The sequence below is a fragment of the Actinomadura decatromicini genome, from assembly GCF_008121305.1.
GTDB lineage: Bacteria > Actinomycetota > Actinomycetes > Streptosporangiales > Streptosporangiaceae > Spirillospora > Spirillospora syzygii.
The window spans coordinates 92623-111382 of record NZ_VSRQ01000001.1; the positions used below are offsets into that span (position 1 = coordinate 92623).

An 18760-nucleotide genomic window follows, 5' to 3' on the forward strand; every position below is an offset into this window, starting at 1 on the left:
CTCACATGCCTTCGGTGCTGTGGACGACGCGGCCGTCGAAGACCGTCATCGCCACGGGGACGTCCGGGAGGTCGTGCGGGTCGAGGCCGGTGAGGCAGCCGTCGAGAACGGTGACGTCCGCCGCCTTGCCTGGTTCGAGGGAGCCCTTCCAGTCCTCGGCGAAGTCCTGCCACGCGGCGTTCGCCGTGTAGGCGCGGACGGCGTCCGGGAGGCCCACGCGCTCCTCGGGGCCGAACGTCCGGCCGCTCGCCTTGGATTCACGCAACAGCATCGCCGTGATGCCCTGCCGCCAGTTCGGGTAGGTGACGGGGGCGTCGGAGCTCGCCGTGACGGGGATGCCCGCCTCGATCGCCGAGCGCACGGGATACTGGTAGGCGGCCCGTTCGGGGCCGAGCATCTCCTCCAGCATGTCGACGATCGTCCATTTGATCGCCGGGTTCATGTTCGCGCCGAAACGGTGTTCGGCGAGCTTCCGGAGGCTCTGGGCCCCCGGGAGGTCCGCGTGGATCACGTAGTGCCGCGGGTCGTCGCGGGGGTGCTCGACCTGCGCGGCCTCAAGGGCGTCGACGACGGCGTCGAGCGCCCGGTCGCCGGTGACGTGGATGCCGAGCTGGTGGCCCGCGACGTGCGCGAGCCTGACCATCTCGTTGAGCTCGCGGGCGCGCAGCGCGTCGGCCGCGCCGTGCACGCAGAGGCAGCCGAACCCGCCGCCCTCGTACTCGTCGTGCATCCAGGCGGTCTTGTTGGGCGGGGTGCCGTCCGCGAAGATCTTCACGCCGAGGACGCGGAGCAGGCGCGGGTCGACGTCCGCGGGGATCCGCGCGGAGTCGAGGCCCGCGGCGATCTCGGCGGCGGAGCCGCCCATCCCGGTCAGCAGCAGCAGGACGCTGACCCGCGCGCCGAGGTCGCCGGCGCGGGCGAGGTCGGCGTAGACGTCCAGGGTGAGCTGGTCGGCGGCGCCCGCGAACAGGCTCTTGCCGCCGGGGCCGAGGCCCGGCTCGGTGAAGCTCGTGATGCCCTCGCGCTGGAGGACGGCGACCGCCTCCCGGATGGCCTGCTCGACCTCCGCGCGGGTGTAGGCGGGCAGCCGCCCCTGGACGAGCTCCTGGGCGCGCTCGGCGAGCAGCCCGGTCGGGTTGCCCGCGCCGTCGGCGTGGACGACCCCGCCCTCCGGCGCCACCGTGTCGCGGTCGACCCCGACCAGCTCGAGGGCGCGGGAGTTGGCCCAGGTCAGGTGGCCGGTGAAGTCCTGGAGGTAGACGGGGTGGGCGGGCGAGACCGCGTCCAGGTCGGCGCGGTCGGGCATCCGGTCGGCGTCCTTGCACTCGGCGAGGTAGCCGGGGTCCCAGCCGTACCCGCGGATCCACTCGCCCTCCGGGGTCGCGGCCGCGGCCTCCTTCACCGCCGCCTGGATGTCGGCGATCGACCGGACGGTCGGGTAGCCGACGTCCAGCGCGAGCGGCGGACGGGCCACCCCGAAGGCGCAGCCGTGCAGGTGCGAGTCGTTGATGCCGGGAAGCGCGGTGCGGCCGCGCAGATCGACCACCTCCGTGCGCGGACCGGCCAGCGCGCGGATCTCGGCCGTGTCGCCGACCGCGGTGACCGTCCCGCCGGTGATCGCCAGCGCGCGCGCCGCGGAGAACTCCGCGTCGACGGTCAGGACCTCGCCGTTCAGCAGCACCAGGTCCGGGTTTGCGTCCATCCTCCGCCCCTCCTTTGGGCCCAAACGTATTTGCGAACGTACGGGCCCGAAAGACGGAGGGTCAATAACGGGCGCATAACGGAGTGACGCCCTTCACAAGCCCCCGGGCACGATGAAACCACCGACCCTCCCCGAGGGTCGGTGGAATCGGGATCTTGGCAGGTCAGTCCGTGAAGGCGGCGTCCAGTACGGCGAGCCCCTCGGCGAGCAGCCCATCGGAGATCACGAGCGGCGGGAGGAAGCGCAGCACGTTTCCGTACGTGCCCGCCGTCAGCACCAGCAGGCCCCTTTCGTGGCACCGCCGGGCGACCCGCGCGGTCAGGTCCGGGTCGGGGTCCTTCGTGCCGGGCCTGACGAGCTCGACCGCGAGCATCGCGCCGCGGCCGCGGACGTCCCCGATCGCCGGCACCCGCTCGGCCAGCGCGCGCAGCCGGGGCAGCATGACCTCCCCGATCCGGCGGGCGCGCTCGGTCAGCTTGCCGTCCTCGATCTCCTCCAGCACGGCGAGCGCCGCCTCGCAGGCCAGCGGGTTCCCGCCGTAGGTGCCGCCGAGCCCGCCGCCGTGGACCTTGTCCATGATGTCGGCGCGGCCGGTGACGCCCGCGAGCGGCAGCCCGCCCGCGATGCCCTTCGCCGTCGCGACGATGTCCGGGACGACCCCCTCGTGCTCGCAGGCGAACATGTCGCCGGTGCGGGCGAAGCCGGTCTGCACCTCGTCCGCGACGAACAGGATGCCGTTCGCGCGGCAGAACTCGGCGAGCGCGGGCAGGAAGCCGGGCGCGGGGACGATGAACCCGCCCTCGCCCTGGATCGGCTCGATCACCACCGCCGCCACGTTCGACGCGCCGATTTGCTTCTCGATCTGGTCGACGACCTGCGCCGCCGCCTCCGGGCCGCAGTTCTCCGGGCCGGTCGGCCAGCGGAACGGGTAGGCGAGCGGCGCCCGGTACACCTCCGGCGCGTACGGGCCGAACCCCTGTTTGTACGGCATGTTCTTCGAGGTCAGCGTCATCGTCAGCAGCGTCCGGCCGTGGTAGCCGTGGTCGAAGACGACGACCGCGTCCCGGCCGGTCGCGTAGCGCGCGATCTTGACGGCGTTCTCCACGGCCTCCGCGCCGCTGTTCACCAGGAACGAGCGCTTCTCGTGGTCGCCGGGCGTGATCCGGTTGAGGTTCTCGCAGACCGCGACGTACGACTCGTACGGCGCGACCATGAAGCAGGTGTGGGTGAAGCGCTCGGCCTGCGCCTTCACCCGAGCGGCGACGCGCGGGTTGGCGTTGCCGACGTTCGTCACCGCGATGCCGGAGCCGAAGTCGATCAGCGAGTTGCCGTCCGCGTCGACGACGACGCCGCCGTCCGCGTCCGTCACGTACACCGGCAGGACGCTACCGACCCCGGGCGGCACCGCCGCCGTCCGGCGCTCGTGCAGTTCCCGGGAGCGCGGCCCGGGGATCTCGGTCACGACGCGGCGTTCCTGCGGCAGCCGTTCGCCGCTTGCGGGCGGGGCAGGGTCCTGGCTGGTCATGGCCCGAACATAGGCCGGACGCCGCCTACGATGAACAGTACGGGACGGCGAATTCCGTCCCTCCGGATGGACACTTTGCACAGGGATTGCGATGCCGCCCACTCTGGCCACCGTCGCCGCGCTCCCCCAGCTCGGCCTGCGCTCGCGTACCGGGCCGCTCCCGGAGACGCCGGTCGTCTGGGTCGCGGTCAGCGAGCTTGAAGACCCGACGCCCTTCCTGGAGGGCGGCGAGCTCGTCCTCACCACGGGCATGCGGCTGACCCCGGCGAACGCCGCCGCGTACGTGTCCCGCCTGGTCGGACGGGGCGTCGCCGGGCTCGGCTTCGCGGTCGGCGTCATCCACGACACCGTCCCGGCGGAGCTGCTCGCGGCGGCGCGGGCGCAGGGGCTCGTCCTGCTGGAGGTGCCCCGGCCCACCCCGTTCATCGCGATCGGCAAGGCCGTCTCGCGGATGCTCGCCGCCGAGTGGTACGAGGACGTGACCCGCGCGTTCCAGGCGCAGCGGGAGCTGACCCGCGCCGCCCTCACCGGGCCGGGCGCGCTCGTCGCCCGGCTCGCCCGGCTGCTCGGCGGGTGGGCGCTGCTGCTCGACCCGGCGGGCGACGTCCGGCACGCCGAGCCCGCCGCCGCCCGCGACCGCGCCGCCGCGATCGCGCCCGAGCTGCCCAGGCTGCGCCGCCGCACGCCGGACGGCGGGACGGCCGCGAGCCTGGCCCTCGCCGTCCCCGACGACCACGTCGTGGTGCAGCGGATCGGGCTCGGCGGGCGGCCGCGCGGGTTCCTCGCCGTCGGCACGGGCGCGCCGCTCCCGCACGCCGCGCACACCATCGTCGGCGCGGCCGTCGCGCTGCTGACGCTCCAGTCCGAGACCCCGCGCACCGGTCGCGACCTGCGGGCCTCGGTCGCGGCGCTGCTGCTCGACCGGCCCGGCGACGCCCCCGACGTGCCGCGCGGGCCGGTCCGCGTGCTGGCCTGCGCGGGCGGAGCCGCCGTCCCGGACGCGCTGGAGTCCGACCCGGCCGGGGCCCGCTGCCTGACGTTGCCGCTCGGCGGGCACGCCGCGGTGATCGTCCCGGACGGGCTGCTCGGCGCGGTCGAGCCGCTGCTCGCGGGCACCGGCCCGGTCGGCGTCAGCGACCCGGCGGCCGGCGGCCTCCCGGCGGCCCTCCCGGCGGCGCTGCGGCAGGCGGAGGAGGCGCTCGCCGCCGCCGTCCGGGCGCGGCGGGACGTCCTGCGCTACGCCGACCTTCCCGGGCAGGGCGTCCTGCGGCTGCTGGAGCCCGGCCCGGCGGGCGCCTTCGCCGCCGCGCTCCTCGCGCCGCTGCGGGACGAGGGCCTGGTCGAGACCGTCCAGGCGTACGTCGCGGCGAACGGGCAGGGCGAGGCGGCCGCGCGGGCGCTCGGCGTCCACCGGCACACCCTCCGCTCCCGGATGCGCCGGGCCACCGAGGTGCTCGGCCGCGACCCGGACGATCCGGCCGTCCGCGCCGAGCTGTGGATCGCCCTCGCCATCTCGTCCAGCGGCGACGGGCGGATTGGACATCGTGGCGACTCGCATCACGGCTCGCCGGAGATAGCGTGAACGTATGAACGTGACTCCATTCTGGCTGGCCGGCCGGCCCGAGACCGGTGCCGGCGAGCTCACCGTTACGCACCCCTACGACGGCCGCGTGGTCGGGACGGCGGCCGTCCCGACGCCGGAGCAGGTGGAGGAGGCCGTCGCGGCGGCCGACGCGCTCCGGGCGCGGGCCGCCGCGCTGCCGCTGCACGTCCGGGCCGAGGCGCTCGCGCACGTGTCCGCGCGGCTCGCCGAGCGGTCCGAGGAGGTCGCCCGGCTGATCACCGGCGAGAACGGCAAGCCGCTGCTCTGGGCGCGCGGCGAGGTGGCCCGCGCGGTCTCGACGTTCCGGTTCGCCGCCGAGGAGGCCCGCCGGTTCAGCGCCACCACGCAGCGGCTCGACACCGACCCCGCCGCCGAGGGCCGGATCGCCTACATCACCCGCGTGCCGCGCGGCCCGGTGCTCGGCATCTCGCCGTTCAACTTCCCGCTGAACCTCGCCGCCCACAAGATCGCCCCGGCGATCGCGGCGGGCACCCCGATCGTGCTGAAGCCCGCCCCCGCGACGCCGCTGTCGGCGCTGCTGCTCGGCGAGCTGCTCGCCGAGACCGACCTGCCCGCCGGGATGTTCTCGATCCTGCCGGTGCCGAACGACCGGGCGTCCGCGCTGGTGGACGACCCGCGCCTGCCGATCGTCTCGTTCACCGGCTCGGTGCCGGTCGGCTGGGCGATCAACGACCGCGCGCCGCGCAAGCACGTCACCCTCGAACTCGGCGGGAACGGCGCGGCCGTCGTCCTGCCGGACGCCGACCTCGACTGGGCCGCCAAGCGCATCGGGCTGTTCTCCAACTACCAGGCGGGGCAGAGCTGCATCGCCGTCCAGCGCGTCTACGTCGACCGCTCGGTGTACGAGGAGTTCGTGCCGAAGCTCGTCGAGACGGTCGCCGCGCTCGTCACCGGCGACCCGTGGGACGACAAGACCCAGGTCGGCCCGCTCGTCAGCCAGGAGGCGGCGGAGCGCGTCGAGTCCTGGGTGGACGAGGCCGTCGCCGCGGGCGCGAAGGTCCTCACCGGCGGCACCCGCGAGGGCGCGGCGTACGCGCCGACCGTCCTCGCGAACGTCCCCGACGACGCGAAGGTCTCCCGCGAGGAGGTCTTCGGCCCGGTCATGCTCGTCCAGCCGGTGGACGGCGTCGACGAGGCGTTCGCGCTGGTCAACGACTCCAAGTTCGGGCTCCAGGCGGGCGTGTTCACCCGCAACCTCGACATCGCGTTCCGCGCGCACCGCGAGCTGGACGTCGGCGGCGTGGTGATCGGGGACGTCCCGTCCTACCGCGCCGACCAGATGCCGTACGGCGGCGTCAAGGACTCGGGCGTCGGACGCGAGGGCCTCCGGTCGGCGATGGCCGACTACACCGAGGAGAAGGTCATGATCCTCACGGGGCTGCCGCTCTAGCCCGCTCTGGCCCGAGCTAGCCGCGTTTCCGGGGCCCCGCGTACAGACCCGTGCGCAGGGCCCCGGCCGCCTCGGACAGCGCCTCGCGGAACCGTCCGCCGAGCGACCACGTGTTGACGAACCCGTGGAAGAGGTCCTCCTGCCGCCGCAGCGCGACCGGCACTCCCGCCTCCCGCAGGCGTTTCGCGAACTCCTCGCCCTCGTCCCGCAACGGATCGAACCCGGCCGTGACCAGATAGGTCGCCGGGAAACCGCTCAGATCCTCAGCCAGCAACGGCGACGCCTTGGGCTCGGCGCGGCGGCCGACGTCCGGGCAGTAGTGGTCGCTGAACCAGACCATGTCGGCGTCGGTCAGGTAGAAGCCGTCGCCGAACACCTCCCGGGACCTGCGCCGCACCGTCATGTCGGTCGCCGGGTAGATCAGCAGCGCGAAGTCGGGACGGCGCTCGGCGAGCAGCCCGACCACGGCGGCGAGGTTGCCGCCCGCGCTGTCGCCGCCGACCGCGATCGCGTCCGGGTCGGCGCCGAGCGCCCCGGCGTTCGCCGCCGCGTGGGCGTAGGCGGCGAGCGCGTCGTCGGCCGCCGCAGGGTAGGGGTGCTCGGGCGCGAGCCGGTAGTCCACCGACAGGACGCGCACCTCCGCGTGCACCGCCAGGTACCGGCACACCGTGTCGTGCGTGTCGAGGTCGCCGACGACCCATCCGCCGCCGTGGTAGAAGACGAGCAGCGGGGACCCGTCCGGCAGCCCGCGCGGCGTGTAGAGCCGCGCCGGAACCCCGCCCGCGTCCACGTCCTTGGCCCCCACCGGCCGCCCCGGAACGCGCCTCAGATAGATCTGGCTCCGCCCGAGGCCGCGCCGCGCCGCCGCCACCGTGGGCGAGCTCAGCTTCGAGCCCTCCAGGCTGACCAGCCGAAGGAGGAACTGGGCGTCCAGCGAGAGCTCCTGGCCGTCCCGCCGGACCGGGGCCCCGGCGATCAGCCGCCTGACCGGCTCGGGCAGCCCGAACGCCGCCCGCAGGAACGCGCTCACCACCGAGGGCGGAACCTTCTCCGCGACCCGCTCAAGCCCGCTCACCGCGCCATCGCCACCCGCCATACGATCACCCTCCAGCCCAGGTCGACGCCTACCCTACTCTCCAGTAGCCCTGGAGGCGGGCGCCGCACCCGGCCGACCCGTACGCCTAGGCGAGGGTGACGGCGACGGGCATTTCCTTGATGCCGTTGACGAAGTTGGAGCGGACGCGGCGCGGCTCGCCCGCGAGGCGGATGTCCGCCAGGCGGGGCAGGAGTTCCTCGAACATGATGCGCATCTCCAGTCGGGCCAGGGCGGCGCCCAGGCAGTAGTGCGGGCCGCCCTTTCCGAAGGCGATGTGGTCGTTCGGGCTGCGGGTGACGTCGAAGCGGTCCGGGTCGGCGAACACGTTCTCGTCCCGGTTGCCGGACGCGAACCACAGCACGACCTTGTCGCCCTCGCGGATCCGCGCGCCGCCCATCACGGTGTCGCGGGTCGCGGTGCGGCGGAAGTGGTAGACGGGCGACGCCCAGCGCAGGAACTCCTCGACCGCGCCCGGCATCAGGCCGGGGTCGTCGCGCAGGCGCTCGGCCTGGTCGGGGTGGTCGATCAGGGCGCGCATGGCGTGCGTGACGGCGTGCCGTGTCGTCTCGTTCCCGGCGACGACGAGCAGCAGGAAGTAGTTGTCGAAGTCGCGCTCGGAGAGGGGCACGCCGTCCGCCGGGGGCTGGTTGACGAGGCGGCTGATCAGGTCGGTGCCCGTGCCGCCGCGGCGGCGGGCGGCGAGCTCGCGCCCGTACTCGAAGACCTCCAGGGAGGCGGGGCTGCGGAACGGGAGGTCGCGGTACAGCTCGCTCTCCGCGCTGTGCAGCAGGACGTCCGCGTAGTCGGGGTCGGTGTTGGCGATGATCCGGTTGCCCCAGTCGATGAGCTTGCGGGTGTCGCCGTCGGGGACGTCCAGCATCCGGGCCAGCACGTTGATCGGGAAGTCGGCGGCGATCTCCGCGACGAAGTCGAACGTGTCCGCGGTCAGGGCGGCGTCGAGGGTGCGGGCGGTGAGGCCGCGCAGGAACGTCGCGTACCCGGCGACGGCGCGGGGCGTGAACTCCCGGGACAGGAGGCGGCGCAGCGCCAGGTGGCGGGGGCCGTCCATCTCCAGCATGGAGCGGCGGATCCCGGCCTGGCGCTCGTCGACCTCCTCCAGGTTCACGAACTCCTCGGACGTGAACGTGGCGGCGTCGCGGTCGGCGGCGACGATGTCGGCGTGCCGGGTCAGGGACCAGAAGCCGCGTCCGCCGTCCGGCTCGGGGTTCCAGTGGACGGGCGCGGCGCGGCGCAGCTCCGCGAACATCCGCCAGGGCGTCTCGCCGTCCATGAAGTTGTCCAGGTCGGCGAGGTCCACGGCCAGGGTCTCGTGCGGCAACCGGGCCCCCTCAGAGGTGGTAGGCGTACTCGGTGAACTCCCAGTCGGTGACGTGCCGGCGGAAGCGCGCGACCTCGTCCCGCTTGTAGGTCAGGAAGGCGGTGACGAACGGCTCGCCGAGCACCTCGGTGAGGGCCTCGTCGGCGGCGAGGGCGTCCAGCGCGGTCGGCAGGTCGCCGGGCAGGACGGGCGCCTTCGCGGCGTCGTAGCCGTAGCCCTCCAGCGGCGGCGGCGGAACGGCCTTGTCGCGGATGCCCAGGTAGACGGCGGCGATCAGGCCCGCGATGCCGAGGTAGGGGTTGGCGGACGCGTCCCCGAGCCGGACCTCCATCCGGGACGCCTCGCCCCGCTCCGGCGGGATCCGGACCATGGCGCTGCGGTTGTCGAGCCCCCAGTCGGTCAGCCAGGGGGCGAGGCTGTCGGGCCCGAACCGCTTGTAGGAGTTGATCGTCGGGTTGAGCAGCGCGGCGAGCGCGGGCGCGTGCTCCAGGACTCCCGCGATCGCGTGGTGCGCGGTGTCGGAGAGGCCGTCGGGGTGGGAGCCCGCGAAGACGCTGCGCCCGTCTCCGTCCAGGCAGGACAGGTGGACGTGGAACCCGGACCCGTCCTGGTCGTTGAACGGCTTGGCCATGAAGGTGGCGAGCCGTCCCTCCGACCGGGCGATCTCCTGGACGCCCGCCTTGAACCGGAACGCGCGGTCGGCGGCGTCGAGGGCGCCGGAGTGGTGCAGGTTGATCTCGAACTGCCCGCCGCCGAACTCGTGGTTGCCCATCGTGACGCCGAGGCCGAGGTCGCGCAGGTGCCGGAGGGTGCGGAGCAGGTGGCCCTCGGGGTCCCCCTTGCGCCCGGCGGTGTAGACGTTGCCGGTCGCGTCCCCGTACCGGCGCCAGCCGGTCGGCGAGGACGGGTCCGGGTCGCACACGTAGTACTCCAGCTCGGGCCCGGCGACGGCGTCCAGCCCCAGCTCGCCGAGCCGCGCGACGGCCCGCCGCAGGACCTCGCGGGGCGCCTCGGGGCAGGGCTCGTCGCCGTCCGGCTCGAACGCGTCGCCGACGCAGGACGCGACGCCGTCCTCCCACGGGATCGGGGCGATGGTGGACAGGTCGGGCCGGATGCGGATGTCCGGGAGCCCGGCGTCGAGCCCGCCAGGGACGTCGACGGTCCCGCCGCCGGGCGTCGTGTGGTAGACCGCGCGGCAGAACGACAGCCCGTGCTCCATGACCGCGGGCAGCCGCTCGACGAGCACGTCCCGGGCGCGCTCGACGCCGATCAGATCGGCGTAGGACACCCGGACCACGTCGATCCCGTCGGCGGCCAGCCGTTTCACCACGTCCTCGACCGGTCGGCTCACGCACACTCCCTCAGATCATTTGGGCTCAAACCATATGGCGGCCGGGAGACTCCTGACAAGACTCCTGCCCCGAATGCCCTGATCACCAGCGCCGGAGTGGCGGATCACGGCGGAACCAACTATCGTACGGGCCCAAACGACTTGTTTCCGGGAGGACGTGGTGGCGACCGTGCGAGGCTTCCTGCACCCGAGGACGGCGACGGGCCGCTCGTCCCTGATCCCGAGCCCGCCCTGGCACTACTCGGGCGACCTGCTCACCGTCGAGTACCGCACGGACCCGGCCCGCGTCGCCGAACTGCTGCCCGCCCCACTGTCCCCCGCCGAGGAGGACCCGGGCGCGGTCGCGATCATCTGGGCGGACTGGCAGTCGTGCTCCGCGTCCGGCGAGGAGCTGCTCGACCCGGTCCGCGCGCAGTACAAGGAGTGCTTCGTCGTCGTCCGCTGCTCCTTCGAGGGACGGACCTACTCCCGCTGCGTCTACATCTGGGTCGACAAGGACTTCGCCATCGCGCGCGGCCTGCACCAGGGATATCCGAAGAAGCTCGGCTCGATCCACCAGACCCGGCCGCACCCGTACGGCCAGGGCGCGCCCCGCCTCGCCGAGGGCGGCCGGTTCGGCGCTACGCTCGCCGCCGCCGACCGCCGCCTGGCCGAGGCCGTGGTGACGCTGCGCGGCCCGTCCGAGACGAACGGCTTCGTCAACGGCCACCCGATGGCGCACCACCGCTACCTGCCGTCCATCGAGCCCGGACGGCCCGCCGCCCTGGACGAGCTGATCGAGTCGGGTGCGGCGAGCTTCGAGGCGGGCCCGGCCTGGACGGGCGACGCCGAGCTGACCCTCTACGACTCCCCCACCGAGGAGCTCTCGCTCCTCACCGTCGAGGAGCCCATCGCCGCGTACTACCGCCAGGTCGGCGTGGTCTGGGACGGCGGCCGCCGCCTGGCCTGAGCCCGGCGCCGGTAATAGGCGACCGTGACGGCGGCCAGCAGCGGCCCCCACGCCACCAGCGGCACGTAGGCGACGACCCCGAGCACGCCCTTCCAGTCCTGGAAGCCGATGGGGAAGTCGTCCCGCTCCGGGTCTCCCTGGATGGTCTCGTGGAGGACGAGGCTGGTCACGACGGTCCACGTCCACATCACGGTCAGGATCGCCGCCCCCACGGCGGCCGGGACCACGGCCGCCGCCGTGGGGACGCGGCGTCCGCGCAGTCCCGGAATCCAGTGGGGGAACACCTCGCCCCAGCCCGCGATCAGCCCGATCCCCAGGAAGGCGAACGCCTCCGACACGATCGACAGCAGCACCACGTACAGCTCCATGGGCAGCCACGCCGGAACGTCGCCGCGCATGTCCTCGGACCCGGACGCCGGGGGGTCGATGATCGGCAGGTGGAGGGTGAACGCGGCGATCCGCCACAGCCCGGACGGCAGCACCGTGAACGGGATCGCCAGCGCCGCGATCCGCGCCCACCGGGGAACGCCCGGGACGGGTTCGTGCGCGGCTCCCCAGGCCGCGCGCAAGCGTGCGGGCGATGCGGTCACGAGGGTCATCGTTGCCCCTTCCGGCGACGGTTCGTGGACGCCCCCAGTCCACCGCCGCGCGCCGGGGATCTGATCACCCGTCAGCGCGGTGCCGCTCCCCCGGACGGGTGAGATTCCGCGCCGGTCAACGCCGCGACGCCCGGCCCGTCCAGCCGCGCCAACGCGGCGCCGTCCCGCCCGGTGAGCAGCAGGAGAAGCGCGGCGATGGGGCCGGAGACCTCGGGCCCGTCGCCTACCGCCCAGGCGACGTCGGTGGCGGTCAGCCGCACTCCGCGCAGCCGCCGCCGGGCGTGGAAGGGGAACCCGATCCGCCAGGTGATCTCGGCCGAACTGAGCGCCGCCTCCGGCGGCATGGCCCGGTCGATCCCGAGCGGGACGGCGATGTCCTGCCCGTGGACGAGGACGTCGAGCATCGCGTACCCGAGCTTCTGCCCCGGCGCGAGATGCCGGGACCCGGACGCCTCCCTCAGCTCCGCCGTCAGCCGCTCCGGCGAACGGCGGGCGGCCTCCCGCCGGGCGGTGTTGTCGATCATCCGGTTGAAGCCGCCACCGGCCCTGACCGCCTCGACCAGCGTCCACCCGAGCCGGGCGCGCGGCGCGAGGCCCAGATGGGCGGCCACCTCGCGGACCCGCCATCCCGCGCACAGCGAGGGCCGCTCCCACTGCTCGTCCGTGAGCCCGGCGAGCAGATCGGCGACTCCCGCCCGCTCGGCGTCGATGACCCGCCACATCCCCGCAGCATCCACGCGCGCCTCGCCTTGGTACGATCGACTTTTAGTCAGCCTCTCTGTCTAAATTAATTCGAACCTCTGACTAATGTCAAGGAGTCGCATGGCGGCCGAACCCAACATCGGCGTCCTGCTGTTCATCGCCTACCGGTCCTTGGAGAACCACGTCTTCGCGGAGCTGGCGGCGGCGGGCCACGACGACATCACGCAGGCGCAGGCCAAGCTCCTCCAGCGGGTGGACGAGGACGGGTCCCGGCTCAGCGACCTGGCCGAGTCCGCCCAGGTGACCAAGCAGACGGCCGGATACCTGGTCGACCAGTTGGAGAAGGCCGGATACGTGGAGCGCACGATCGACCCGGCCGACGCCCGCGCCCGCCTGGTCCGCCTGACCGCCCAGGCCCGCGCACTCCGCCCCGTGGGCGACGCCGCGGTCGCCGAAGTCGAGGCCCGATGGACGGCCCACCTGGGCAAACGCCGCATGGACCAGCTCCACGACATCCTCACGCGGCTCCGCGAGATCACCGACCCCTACCTAGACCGCTGAACCGAACTAAGAAGGCTTACGAGCCACCGCGGCGTATCCGGCGACTTCCTTGGGCTCTCCCCAAGGCGTGTGCTCAGGACGCCACCGAGACATCGACACCACACCCGGCTCCAGCACGTCCAGCCCCTCAAGGAACGAGCGGATGGCGTCCCGACCCCGCGGCACCATCGGATTCGCGGACTTCTGGTTCCACTCGGCCTGCGCCTCCTCCTGAGCGGTCTCCCCCGCGTCGAAGTCCAGCGTGGCATGCGTCATGACCAGGTAACTGCCCGACGGAACCGCGTCCATCAGCCGACGCAGAATGAGCTGCGCCTCTTGGTCCTCATGCACGAAATGCATGATCCCCAGCAACATGACCCCGACCGGCCGCGAGAAGTCCAGGGTCTCGGCGGCCCTCTCCAAAATCCCGCCGGGATCACGAAGGTCGGCCTGAATGTAGTCGCACACACCCTCAGGGCTACTACTCAACAGCGCCCGAGCATGCGTGAGAACAAGCGGATCATTATCCACGTAAACGATCCGCGACTCCGGAGCGACCCGCTGCGCCACCTCATGCGTGTTGTCCATGGTCGGCAGCCCGGTGCCGATATCCAGGAACTGGCGGATCCCGCCTTCCCCGGCGAGATGCCTCACCGCCCTCCCGAGGAAGGCGCGATCGGCCAGCGCGATGTCCACGATCTGCGGGAACATGGCCTGGAACTGCTCGGCCGCCCGCCGATCGACCTCGTAATTCTCCTTGCCACCGAGTAAGAAGTTCCAGACCCGCGCCGAATGCGGAACGGACGTGTCGATGCGAGGCGCCTCCGACAACGCCACCACCTCCCGGAGTGATCAACTAGCAGGACAACCTAGCGATCAAGACTCCGGAGAGCGTCCCCCCACTACCGATCTGACCGTAGGTGGACGGACCAGTAGCGTCCGTGAGCGCGGACGCCGCCGCCCCGAAGACGCCGATCCGACGCCACCCGGCTCCGGCGGACGAAGCCGGCACGCCCGCGCCCAGCGCGCACGGGCGGCCCCCGTTCGACCTCGCACGGTTTTCCGGACCGCGGGGATCGTACGGAGCCAAACGAGGCCCGGTAAGGGGTAGATTCACATTCTGTCCAAAGAGAGGACGCACGTGACCGGGCACCACACACTGCAAGAGACCGAGCAGGCCATCCAGCGGCGCCTCGGCGACGTCCCCCTGCGGCACGACGCGATGATGGCGGTCTCCAACATCTACCGCGCCGCCGCCGCCATCCGCCAGCACTTCGAGAGCTCGGTCCTGCGCGGCGCCGACCTGACCTGGACGGCGTTCGTCGTCCTCTGGGTCGTCTGGATCTGGGACGAGATGGAGACGCGCCACGTCGCCGAGGAGGCGGGCATCTCCAAGGGCACGCTCACCGGCGTCGTGAAGACCCTGGAAGGCCGCGGCCTGATCGAGCGCGGCTCGCACGCGACCGACGGACGGCTCGTCCTCCTGCGCCTGACCTCGAAGGGCCAGGAGCTGATGCGCGGCCTGTTCCCGGCGTTCAACGCCGAGGAGGCGTTCGTCGTGGAACGTTTGAGCACCGACGACAACAAGGACCTCGCCGAGACGCTCCGCTCCGTCATCGAGCACCTGGAGGACGAGGGCGAGCAGCGCCGGGCGGCCCTCCGCGAGCAGTCGCCGCCCCCGCCCCGCCGCTCGGGCCGCCGCTCCCGCGCCTGAACCGGGCCGGCTCCCGGACAGCTCCCGGTACCCCTTGCCCGCTATCGTTTGGGCCCATACGATACCGGGATGACGCCACGTTTCGTGCTCGTGCTCAGCGAGAACTGGACCCTGACCACCGGCCGCGACCTGCCCGTCCTCGTCCGCTGGGCGCGGGAGGCGGAGGACGCGGGCTTCGACGCCGTCATGGTCAGCGAGCACATCGTCCTAGGCCCGGACGCGGGCGCGAAGGGCGTGATGGGCAACCCCCGCGACTACGCCTACCCCGGCAACCAGGACCCGTTCACCCCGTGGCCGGGCTCGCTGATGCTGCTCGGGGCCATCGCGTCCGCCACCACCCGGATCAGGCTCGCAGCGGCGGCCGTCCTCGCCCCTCTCCGCCACCCGCTGGCGCTCGCCCGTGACATCGGCACGCTCGACCTCCTTTCGGAGGGACGCCTCGTCGTCCAGCCGACCGTGAGCTGGAGCCGGGACGAGTACGCCGCGATGGGCGTCCCGTTCGAGAAGCGGGGCGCGATCCTGGACGAGCAACTGGAGATCTGGGATCTGCTCTGGCGCGGCTCCCCCGTCTCCTACTCCGGGACCCACTTCTCCTTCGAGGACGTCTACTTCGAGCCCCGCGCGTACCGTCCGGACGGGCCGCGCATGTGGTTCGGCGGGCAGCACCTCCACGACCGCCTCCTGGACCGCCTCGTGAAGTACGGCCACGGCTTCCACCCGCTGGGCCGTCCGACCCCGGACGAGGTGGACCGCCTGAAGACCGCGATGTCCGCCGCCGGCCGCGACGCCGCCGACCTGGAGATGATCGGGGGCTGCCGCCCGGTCTTCCCCGACGACGACTCCGTGTCCCCGCTCGAACCGGCGCTGGAGAGCATTCCCGCGCAGCTCGAGCAGGGGTTCACGACGTTCTGCATCAAGCCGTCCCAGTTCACGGACGACCCGGATGCGGTGGGAGCGTTCTGCCGCGAGGTTGTGAACCGCGCGGCAGCCCTCACCTCCTAGGAGGAACGCGGCGGGCGGATCCCACGGAATTCCCAGTCCCCACCGAGCACGGTGGACATGACCTCCTCCGACTCGGTGGGCTGGGCTCCGCAGTCGTCCCGGACCGGCACGGGCCCCGCGACGATGTGGTTGCGGAGCCGTCCGAGCCCTTCCGCCTCGACCTCCACCACGTCCCCCGGCTGGACGGGACGCGAGTTGGCGGGCGTCCCGGAGAGCAGCACGTCCCCGGGGTAGAGCGTGATGGTGCGGGCGATGTCGGCGACGAGGTAGTGCATGTCCCACTCCATCTCGTCCGTACTGCCGTCCTGGACGAGTTCGCCGTTCACGTACGTCCGCAGGTACTTCCCGTGGAAGTCCCAGTCGGTAACGAGACCCGGCCCCAAGGGACACAGGGTGTCGGCCCCCTTCACTCGCAGCATCGACCCCGCGTCCGTGTCACGGAAGTCGTGCAGCCCGTAGTCATTCGCGACCGTGTACCCGGCGATGTAGTCCCCGGCCTCCTTGGGCGACACGTTCCGCGCCGTCCGGCCGATGACGATCGCGATCTCGCCCTCGTAGTTGAGGTACTTGCACCGCTCAGGCCGAACGACCGCCCCGCCATGCGAGTTCAGCGCGGAGATCGGCTTGTGGAAGTACGTCGGAGCGGACGGCAGCTTCGTCTGGAACTCCTCGACACGGCTCCGATGGTTGAGGTGCACCGCCACGACCTTGGACGGCTCACAGGGCGGCAGATGCACGGCGTCGTCGAGCCCGACACGCCGCCCGTCCCCGCTGACCAGCTCGTCGCCGTCCCGGACGACGACCGTGGCGGCGCCGTCCAGCAGGATCCGTCGGTACTCGGTCATCGGCTGGTCCATCCGTTCTCGGGCCGGTCGAACCAGATGTGCACCTGGCCGGTTCCGACGGAGTTCTCGTACTGGCTGTACAGGCGTCCCGGAGCCGCGCAGGCGTGCTCGCCCAGGGCGCCGATCATCATGAGGTAGTGCCCGAAGCGCGCCTCGGGCTTGAAGGTCAGGAACTCCGGCATGGTGTCGAGGACGCGGCCGTGGTCCCCGGCGGTCAGCCACGCGATGCGCTGCTCGTCGGCCGCCCGCGCCTCCGGCGTGAAGATGTGCTCGGGCCCGGACGCCTCGTGGTCGCGGATCACCCGCAGCGGCCAGAACGTGTGCGACAGCGCGCCGGACGCGATCAGCAGGACCCGCCGGTCGGTCTCGGCGATCGCGTCGCCGAGCGCCCGGCCGAGCCGCAGGAAGTCCTCGGTGTCGGCGGTCTGGCAGACCCCGATCGACATCCACCGCTTTCCGGGCAGGCCGAGGTAGGGGTCGTCGCGGACGCCGAGGTGCGTCCACAGGTTCACGGTCGCGTAGTAGATCGGCAGGTAGGGGTCGTCGATCGGGGTGATGTACGTGCCGTGCCTGTCGGCGTACCGGGCGACCGCCCGCGCCAGCTCCGGATCACCCGGGAAGTCGTACGGCATGCGGCACATGCCGCGCGGCAGCTCCTCGGACGTGTAGAGCCCGGCGCGCCGCTCCTGCGCGGTGGTGACGAACTCGACGGTCGTCGCCCAGTGCGAGTCGAGGACGACGACGGTGTCGTAGTCGTCCTTCTCGAACACGTCCAGGCGGAGGCGCTCCAGCCCGGAGACGAGCGTGGTGTCCTCGCCGTTGTTCAGTTCGCGCCGGGTGACCTCGGGGAGCACGATCGTGGGGACGTGCGCGAGGAGTCCCGCGCCGACTATTTCGCCCATGGCGCCGTCACCGTGTTCTTCAGGTCGCAGTAGAAGTCGAAGCTCCAGTCGCCGCCCTCGCGTCCCATCCCGGACTGGCGGGACCCGCCGAACGGGGCCTTGAGGTCGCGGACGAAGAAGCAGTTGACCCACACCGTCCCGGCCACGAGCCGCTCGGTGACGCGCCGCGCGCGCTCCGGGTCGCCCGTGGCGAGCGTGGCGGCGAGCCCGAACCGGGTGCCGTTCGCCATGGCGACGGCCTCGTCCTCGGTGTCGAACGTCTGGAGCGTGAGGACGGGCCCGAAGACCTCCTCGGTCAGGATCTCAGCGCCCTCGGGCGCGCCCGTGAAGAGCGTGGGCCGGTAGTACAGCCCGCCCAGTTCCTCGTTGGGACCGCCGCCCATGAGGGCCTGCGCCCCGTCCGCCTTGGCGCGCTGGACGAAGCCGTCCACGCGTTCGAGGTGGCGGCGGTGGATCTGCGGGCCGATGTCGGTGGTCTCGTCCCGCGGGTCGCCCTGCCTGATCCGCCCGGCCTTCTCCAGGAAGCGCGCGGTGAACTCGTCCGCGATGGACGACTCGACGAGCAGCCGGGTCGCGGCGAGGCAGACCTGCCCGGCGTTGTCGTACTGCTCGACCGCCAGGTCGACGGCGAGGTCGAGGTCGGCGTCGGCGAAGACGAGCAGCGGCGACTTGCCGCCGAGCTCCAGCGACAGCGGCGTCAGGTTGGGCGCCGCGGCGGCGGCGATCGTCCGGGCGGTGGGGACCGACCCGGTGAAGCTGATCCGCCGGACGTCCGGGTGCGCGGTCAGCGGCCCGCCGACCTCCGCGCCGTAGCCCTGGACGACGTTGAACACCCCGTCCGGCAGGCCCGCCTCGGCGGCGATGCCGGCGAGCAGCGACGCGGTCAGCGGCGTCCACTCGGCGGGCTTCAGCACGACCGTGTTCCCGGCCGCCAGCGCGGGCGCGATCTTCCACGTCGCGAGCATCAGCGGAGCGTTCCACGGGGTGATGAGCGCGCACACGCCCGCCGGGTCCCAGCTGACGTGGTTGGTGTGCCCGCGCGTCTCGAAGTCGTCGTGCCCGAGCTTGAGCAACCAGTCCGCGAAGAACCGGAAGTTGTGCGCGACCCGCGGCATCACGCCGCGCCGGTGCGACCGGATCAGCGCGCCGTTGTCGGCCGTCTCGACCTGGGCGAGCTCCTCGATCCGCTTCTCCACGCCGTCGGCGACGGCGTGCAGCAGCCGGGCTCGCTCGTCCCGGCTCGTCCGGGCCCAGGCCGGGAAGGCGCGGCGGGCGGCGGCGACCGCCGCGTCCACCTCGGCCGCTCCGCCCCGCGCGATCTCGGCGAGCGGCGTCTCGCCGATCGGCGAGACGTCGGTGAACGTCCCCGCCGACCGGACGCGCTCGCCGCCGATCCAGTGCCCGGGGTCGACGGCGACCCCCGCGACGGTTGCCATCGCTCCACCTCCATATTGTTTGGTCCCAAATAATCTAGGAAGCG

17 protein-coding genes are annotated in these 18760 nt (G+C 72.7%); 6 read left to right on the forward strand and 11 right to left on the reverse strand.

All coding sequences use genetic code 11. The features are described 5' to 3' along the window. Nucleotide 1: 1 nt before the first annotated feature. Together FXF68_RS00395 and gabT are read right to left on the reverse strand one after the other, a co-directional pair. A complete protein-coding gene (locus tag FXF68_RS00395; RefSeq protein ID WP_148756831.1) occupies nt 2-1702 on the reverse strand; it encodes an amidohydrolase in 1701 nt (566 codons plus the stop codon). A gap of 163 nt (nt 1703-1865) precedes the next feature. Beyond that, nucleotides 1866-3227 carry a 4-aminobutyrate--2-oxoglutarate transaminase gene (gene gabT, locus FXF68_RS00400; RefSeq protein WP_148756832.1) on the reverse strand — a complete coding sequence of 454 codons (1362 nt, stop codon included), beginning with the start codon at nt 3225-3227 and terminating at the stop codon, nt 1866-1868. Between the two features lie 91 nt (nt 3228-3318). Between gabT and FXF68_RS00405 the strand changes: the two genes are divergently transcribed. Both FXF68_RS00405 and FXF68_RS00410 read left to right on the forward strand, forming a co-directional pair. Continuing rightward, nucleotides 3319-4809: a PucR family transcriptional regulator gene (locus FXF68_RS00405; RefSeq protein ID WP_148756833.1), complete on the forward strand. Its 1491-nt coding sequence runs from the start codon at nt 3319-3321 to the stop codon at nt 4807-4809. A gap of 4 nt (nt 4810-4813) precedes the next feature. Beyond that, nucleotides 4814-6241: an aldehyde dehydrogenase family protein gene (locus tag FXF68_RS00410; protein ID WP_148756834.1), complete on the forward strand. Its 1428-nt coding sequence runs from the start codon at nt 4814-4816 to the stop codon at nt 6239-6241. 16 nt (nt 6242-6257) lie between these two features. Here the strand turns inward: FXF68_RS00410 and FXF68_RS00415 are convergent, their stop codons facing one another. The 3 genes from FXF68_RS00415 to FXF68_RS00425 form a co-directional block, all read right to left on the reverse strand. Then, nucleotides 6258-7337, reverse strand: a complete 1080-nt coding sequence (locus FXF68_RS00415) for an alpha/beta hydrolase (protein WP_148756835.1) — start codon at nt 7335-7337, stop codon at nt 6258-6260. An 85-nt stretch (nt 7338-7422) separates the two neighbouring features. Further along, the gene (locus tag FXF68_RS00420; protein WP_246178052.1) at nt 7423-8676 is read right to left on the reverse strand and encodes a cytochrome P450; all 1254 of its coding nucleotides are present in this window, start codon (nt 8674-8676) and stop codon (nt 7423-7425) included. A gap of 10 nt (nt 8677-8686) precedes the next feature. After that, nucleotides 8687-10027, reverse strand: a complete 1341-nt coding sequence (locus FXF68_RS00425) for a glutamine synthetase family protein (RefSeq protein WP_222869740.1) — start codon at nt 10025-10027, stop codon at nt 8687-8689. A gap of 160 nt (nt 10028-10187) precedes the next feature. Between FXF68_RS00425 and FXF68_RS00430 the strand changes: the two genes are divergently transcribed. Continuing rightward, complete coding sequence (locus tag FXF68_RS00430) at nt 10188-10976, forward strand: acetoacetate decarboxylase family protein (RefSeq protein WP_148756836.1); 789 nt, start codon at nt 10188-10190, stop codon at nt 10974-10976. Here FXF68_RS00430 and FXF68_RS00435 read toward each other — a convergent pair. Next, complete coding sequence (locus tag FXF68_RS00435; RefSeq protein WP_148756837.1) at nt 10928-11575, reverse strand: hypothetical protein; 648 nt, start codon at nt 11573-11575, stop codon at nt 10928-10930. The two genes, FXF68_RS00430 and FXF68_RS00435, sit on opposite strands and share 49 nt — an antisense overlap. 71 nt (nt 11576-11646) lie before the next feature. Next, complete coding sequence (locus FXF68_RS00440) at nt 11647-12297, reverse strand: maleylpyruvate isomerase family mycothiol-dependent enzyme (RefSeq protein ID WP_148758111.1); 651 nt, start codon at nt 12295-12297, stop codon at nt 11647-11649. Between the two features lie 100 nt (nt 12298-12397). Here FXF68_RS00440 and FXF68_RS00445 point away from each other — a divergent pair, with 100 nt between their 5' ends. Beyond that, complete coding sequence (locus FXF68_RS00445) at nt 12398-12838, forward strand: MarR family winged helix-turn-helix transcriptional regulator (protein ID WP_067897134.1); 441 nt, start codon at nt 12398-12400, stop codon at nt 12836-12838. Between the two features lie 6 nt (nt 12839-12844). Here FXF68_RS00445 and FXF68_RS00450 read toward each other — a convergent pair whose 3' ends face one another. Then, entirely contained in the window at nt 12845-13648 is an 804-nt protein-coding gene (locus tag FXF68_RS00450; RefSeq protein WP_222869833.1) for an SAM-dependent methyltransferase, read from the reverse strand. 310 nt (nt 13649-13958) lie between these two features. On the opposite strand from FXF68_RS00450, the gene FXF68_RS00455 reads away from it, so the two are divergent. After that, nucleotides 13959-14531 carry a MarR family winged helix-turn-helix transcriptional regulator gene (locus FXF68_RS00455; RefSeq protein ID WP_148756838.1) on the forward strand — a complete coding sequence of 191 codons (573 nt, stop codon included), beginning with the start codon at nt 13959-13961 and terminating at the stop codon, nt 14529-14531. A gap of 69 nt (nt 14532-14600) precedes the next feature. Next, nucleotides 14601-15533, forward strand: coding sequence for a TIGR03619 family F420-dependent LLM class oxidoreductase (locus FXF68_RS00460; RefSeq protein WP_148756839.1), 933 nt, complete (start codon nt 14601-14603; stop codon nt 15531-15533). Here the strand turns inward: FXF68_RS00460 and FXF68_RS00465 are convergent. Genes FXF68_RS00465 through FXF68_RS00475 form a run of 3 tightly spaced genes read right to left on the reverse strand, consistent with a single transcriptional unit; the run spans nt 15530 to nt 18716 of the window. Beyond that, complete coding sequence (locus FXF68_RS00465; RefSeq protein ID WP_148756840.1) at nt 15530-16378, reverse strand: fumarylacetoacetate hydrolase family protein; 849 nt, start codon at nt 16376-16378, stop codon at nt 15530-15532. The genes FXF68_RS00460 and FXF68_RS00465 overlap by 4 nt on opposite strands. Then, nucleotides 16375-17280 carry a DODA-type extradiol aromatic ring-opening family dioxygenase gene (locus tag FXF68_RS00470; protein ID WP_148756841.1) on the reverse strand — a complete coding sequence of 302 codons (906 nt, stop codon included), beginning with the start codon at nt 17278-17280 and terminating at the stop codon, nt 16375-16377. The genes FXF68_RS00465 and FXF68_RS00470 overlap by 4 nt, the downstream gene beginning before the upstream one ends. Then, complete coding sequence (locus FXF68_RS00475) at nt 17268-18716, reverse strand: aldehyde dehydrogenase (protein ID WP_148756842.1); 1449 nt, start codon at nt 18714-18716, stop codon at nt 17268-17270. Before FXF68_RS00475 ends, FXF68_RS00470 begins: the two co-directional genes overlap by 13 nt. Nucleotides 18717-18760: the final 44 nt, after the last annotated feature.

Excerpts from the sequence above, each read along its gene's own strand:
- FXF68_RS00415 (WP_148756835.1), bottom strand. The coding sequence starts at position 7,337 with ATGGCGGGTGGCGATGGCGCGGTGAGCGGGCTTGAGCGGGTCGCGGAG.
- FXF68_RS00465 (WP_148756840.1), bottom strand. The coding sequence starts at position 16,378 with ATGACCGAGTACCGACGGATCCTGCTGGACGGCGCCGCCACGGTCGTC.
- FXF68_RS00435 (WP_148756837.1), bottom strand. The coding sequence starts at position 11,575 with ATGACCCTCGTGACCGCATCGCCCGCACGCTTGCGCGCGGCCTGGGGA.
- FXF68_RS00470 (WP_148756841.1), bottom strand. The coding sequence starts at position 17,280 with ATGGGCGAAATAGTCGGCGCGGGACTCCTCGCGCACGTCCCCACGATC.
- FXF68_RS00460 (WP_148756839.1), top strand. The coding sequence starts at position 14,601 with ATGACGCCACGTTTCGTGCTCGTGCTCAGCGAGAACTGGACCCTGACC.
- FXF68_RS00445 (WP_067897134.1), top strand. The coding sequence starts at position 12,398 with ATGGCGGCCGAACCCAACATCGGCGTCCTGCTGTTCATCGCCTACCGG.
- gabT (WP_148756832.1), bottom strand. The coding sequence starts at position 3,227 with ATGACCAGCCAGGACCCTGCCCCGCCCGCAAGCGGCGAACGGCTGCCG.
- FXF68_RS00395 (WP_148756831.1), bottom strand. The coding sequence starts at position 1,702 with ATGGACGCAAACCCGGACCTGGTGCTGCTGAACGGCGAGGTCCTGACC.
- FXF68_RS00410 (WP_148756834.1), top strand. The coding sequence starts at position 4,814 with ATGAACGTGACTCCATTCTGGCTGGCCGGCCGGCCCGAGACCGGTGCC.
- FXF68_RS00405 (WP_148756833.1), top strand. The coding sequence starts at position 3,319 with ATGCCGCCCACTCTGGCCACCGTCGCCGCGCTCCCCCAGCTCGGCCTG.
- FXF68_RS00475 (WP_148756842.1), bottom strand. The coding sequence starts at position 18,716 with ATGGCAACCGTCGCGGGGGTCGCCGTCGACCCCGGGCACTGGATCGGC.
- FXF68_RS00440 (WP_148758111.1), bottom strand. The coding sequence starts at position 12,297 with ATGTGGCGGGTCATCGACGCCGAGCGGGCGGGAGTCGCCGATCTGCTC.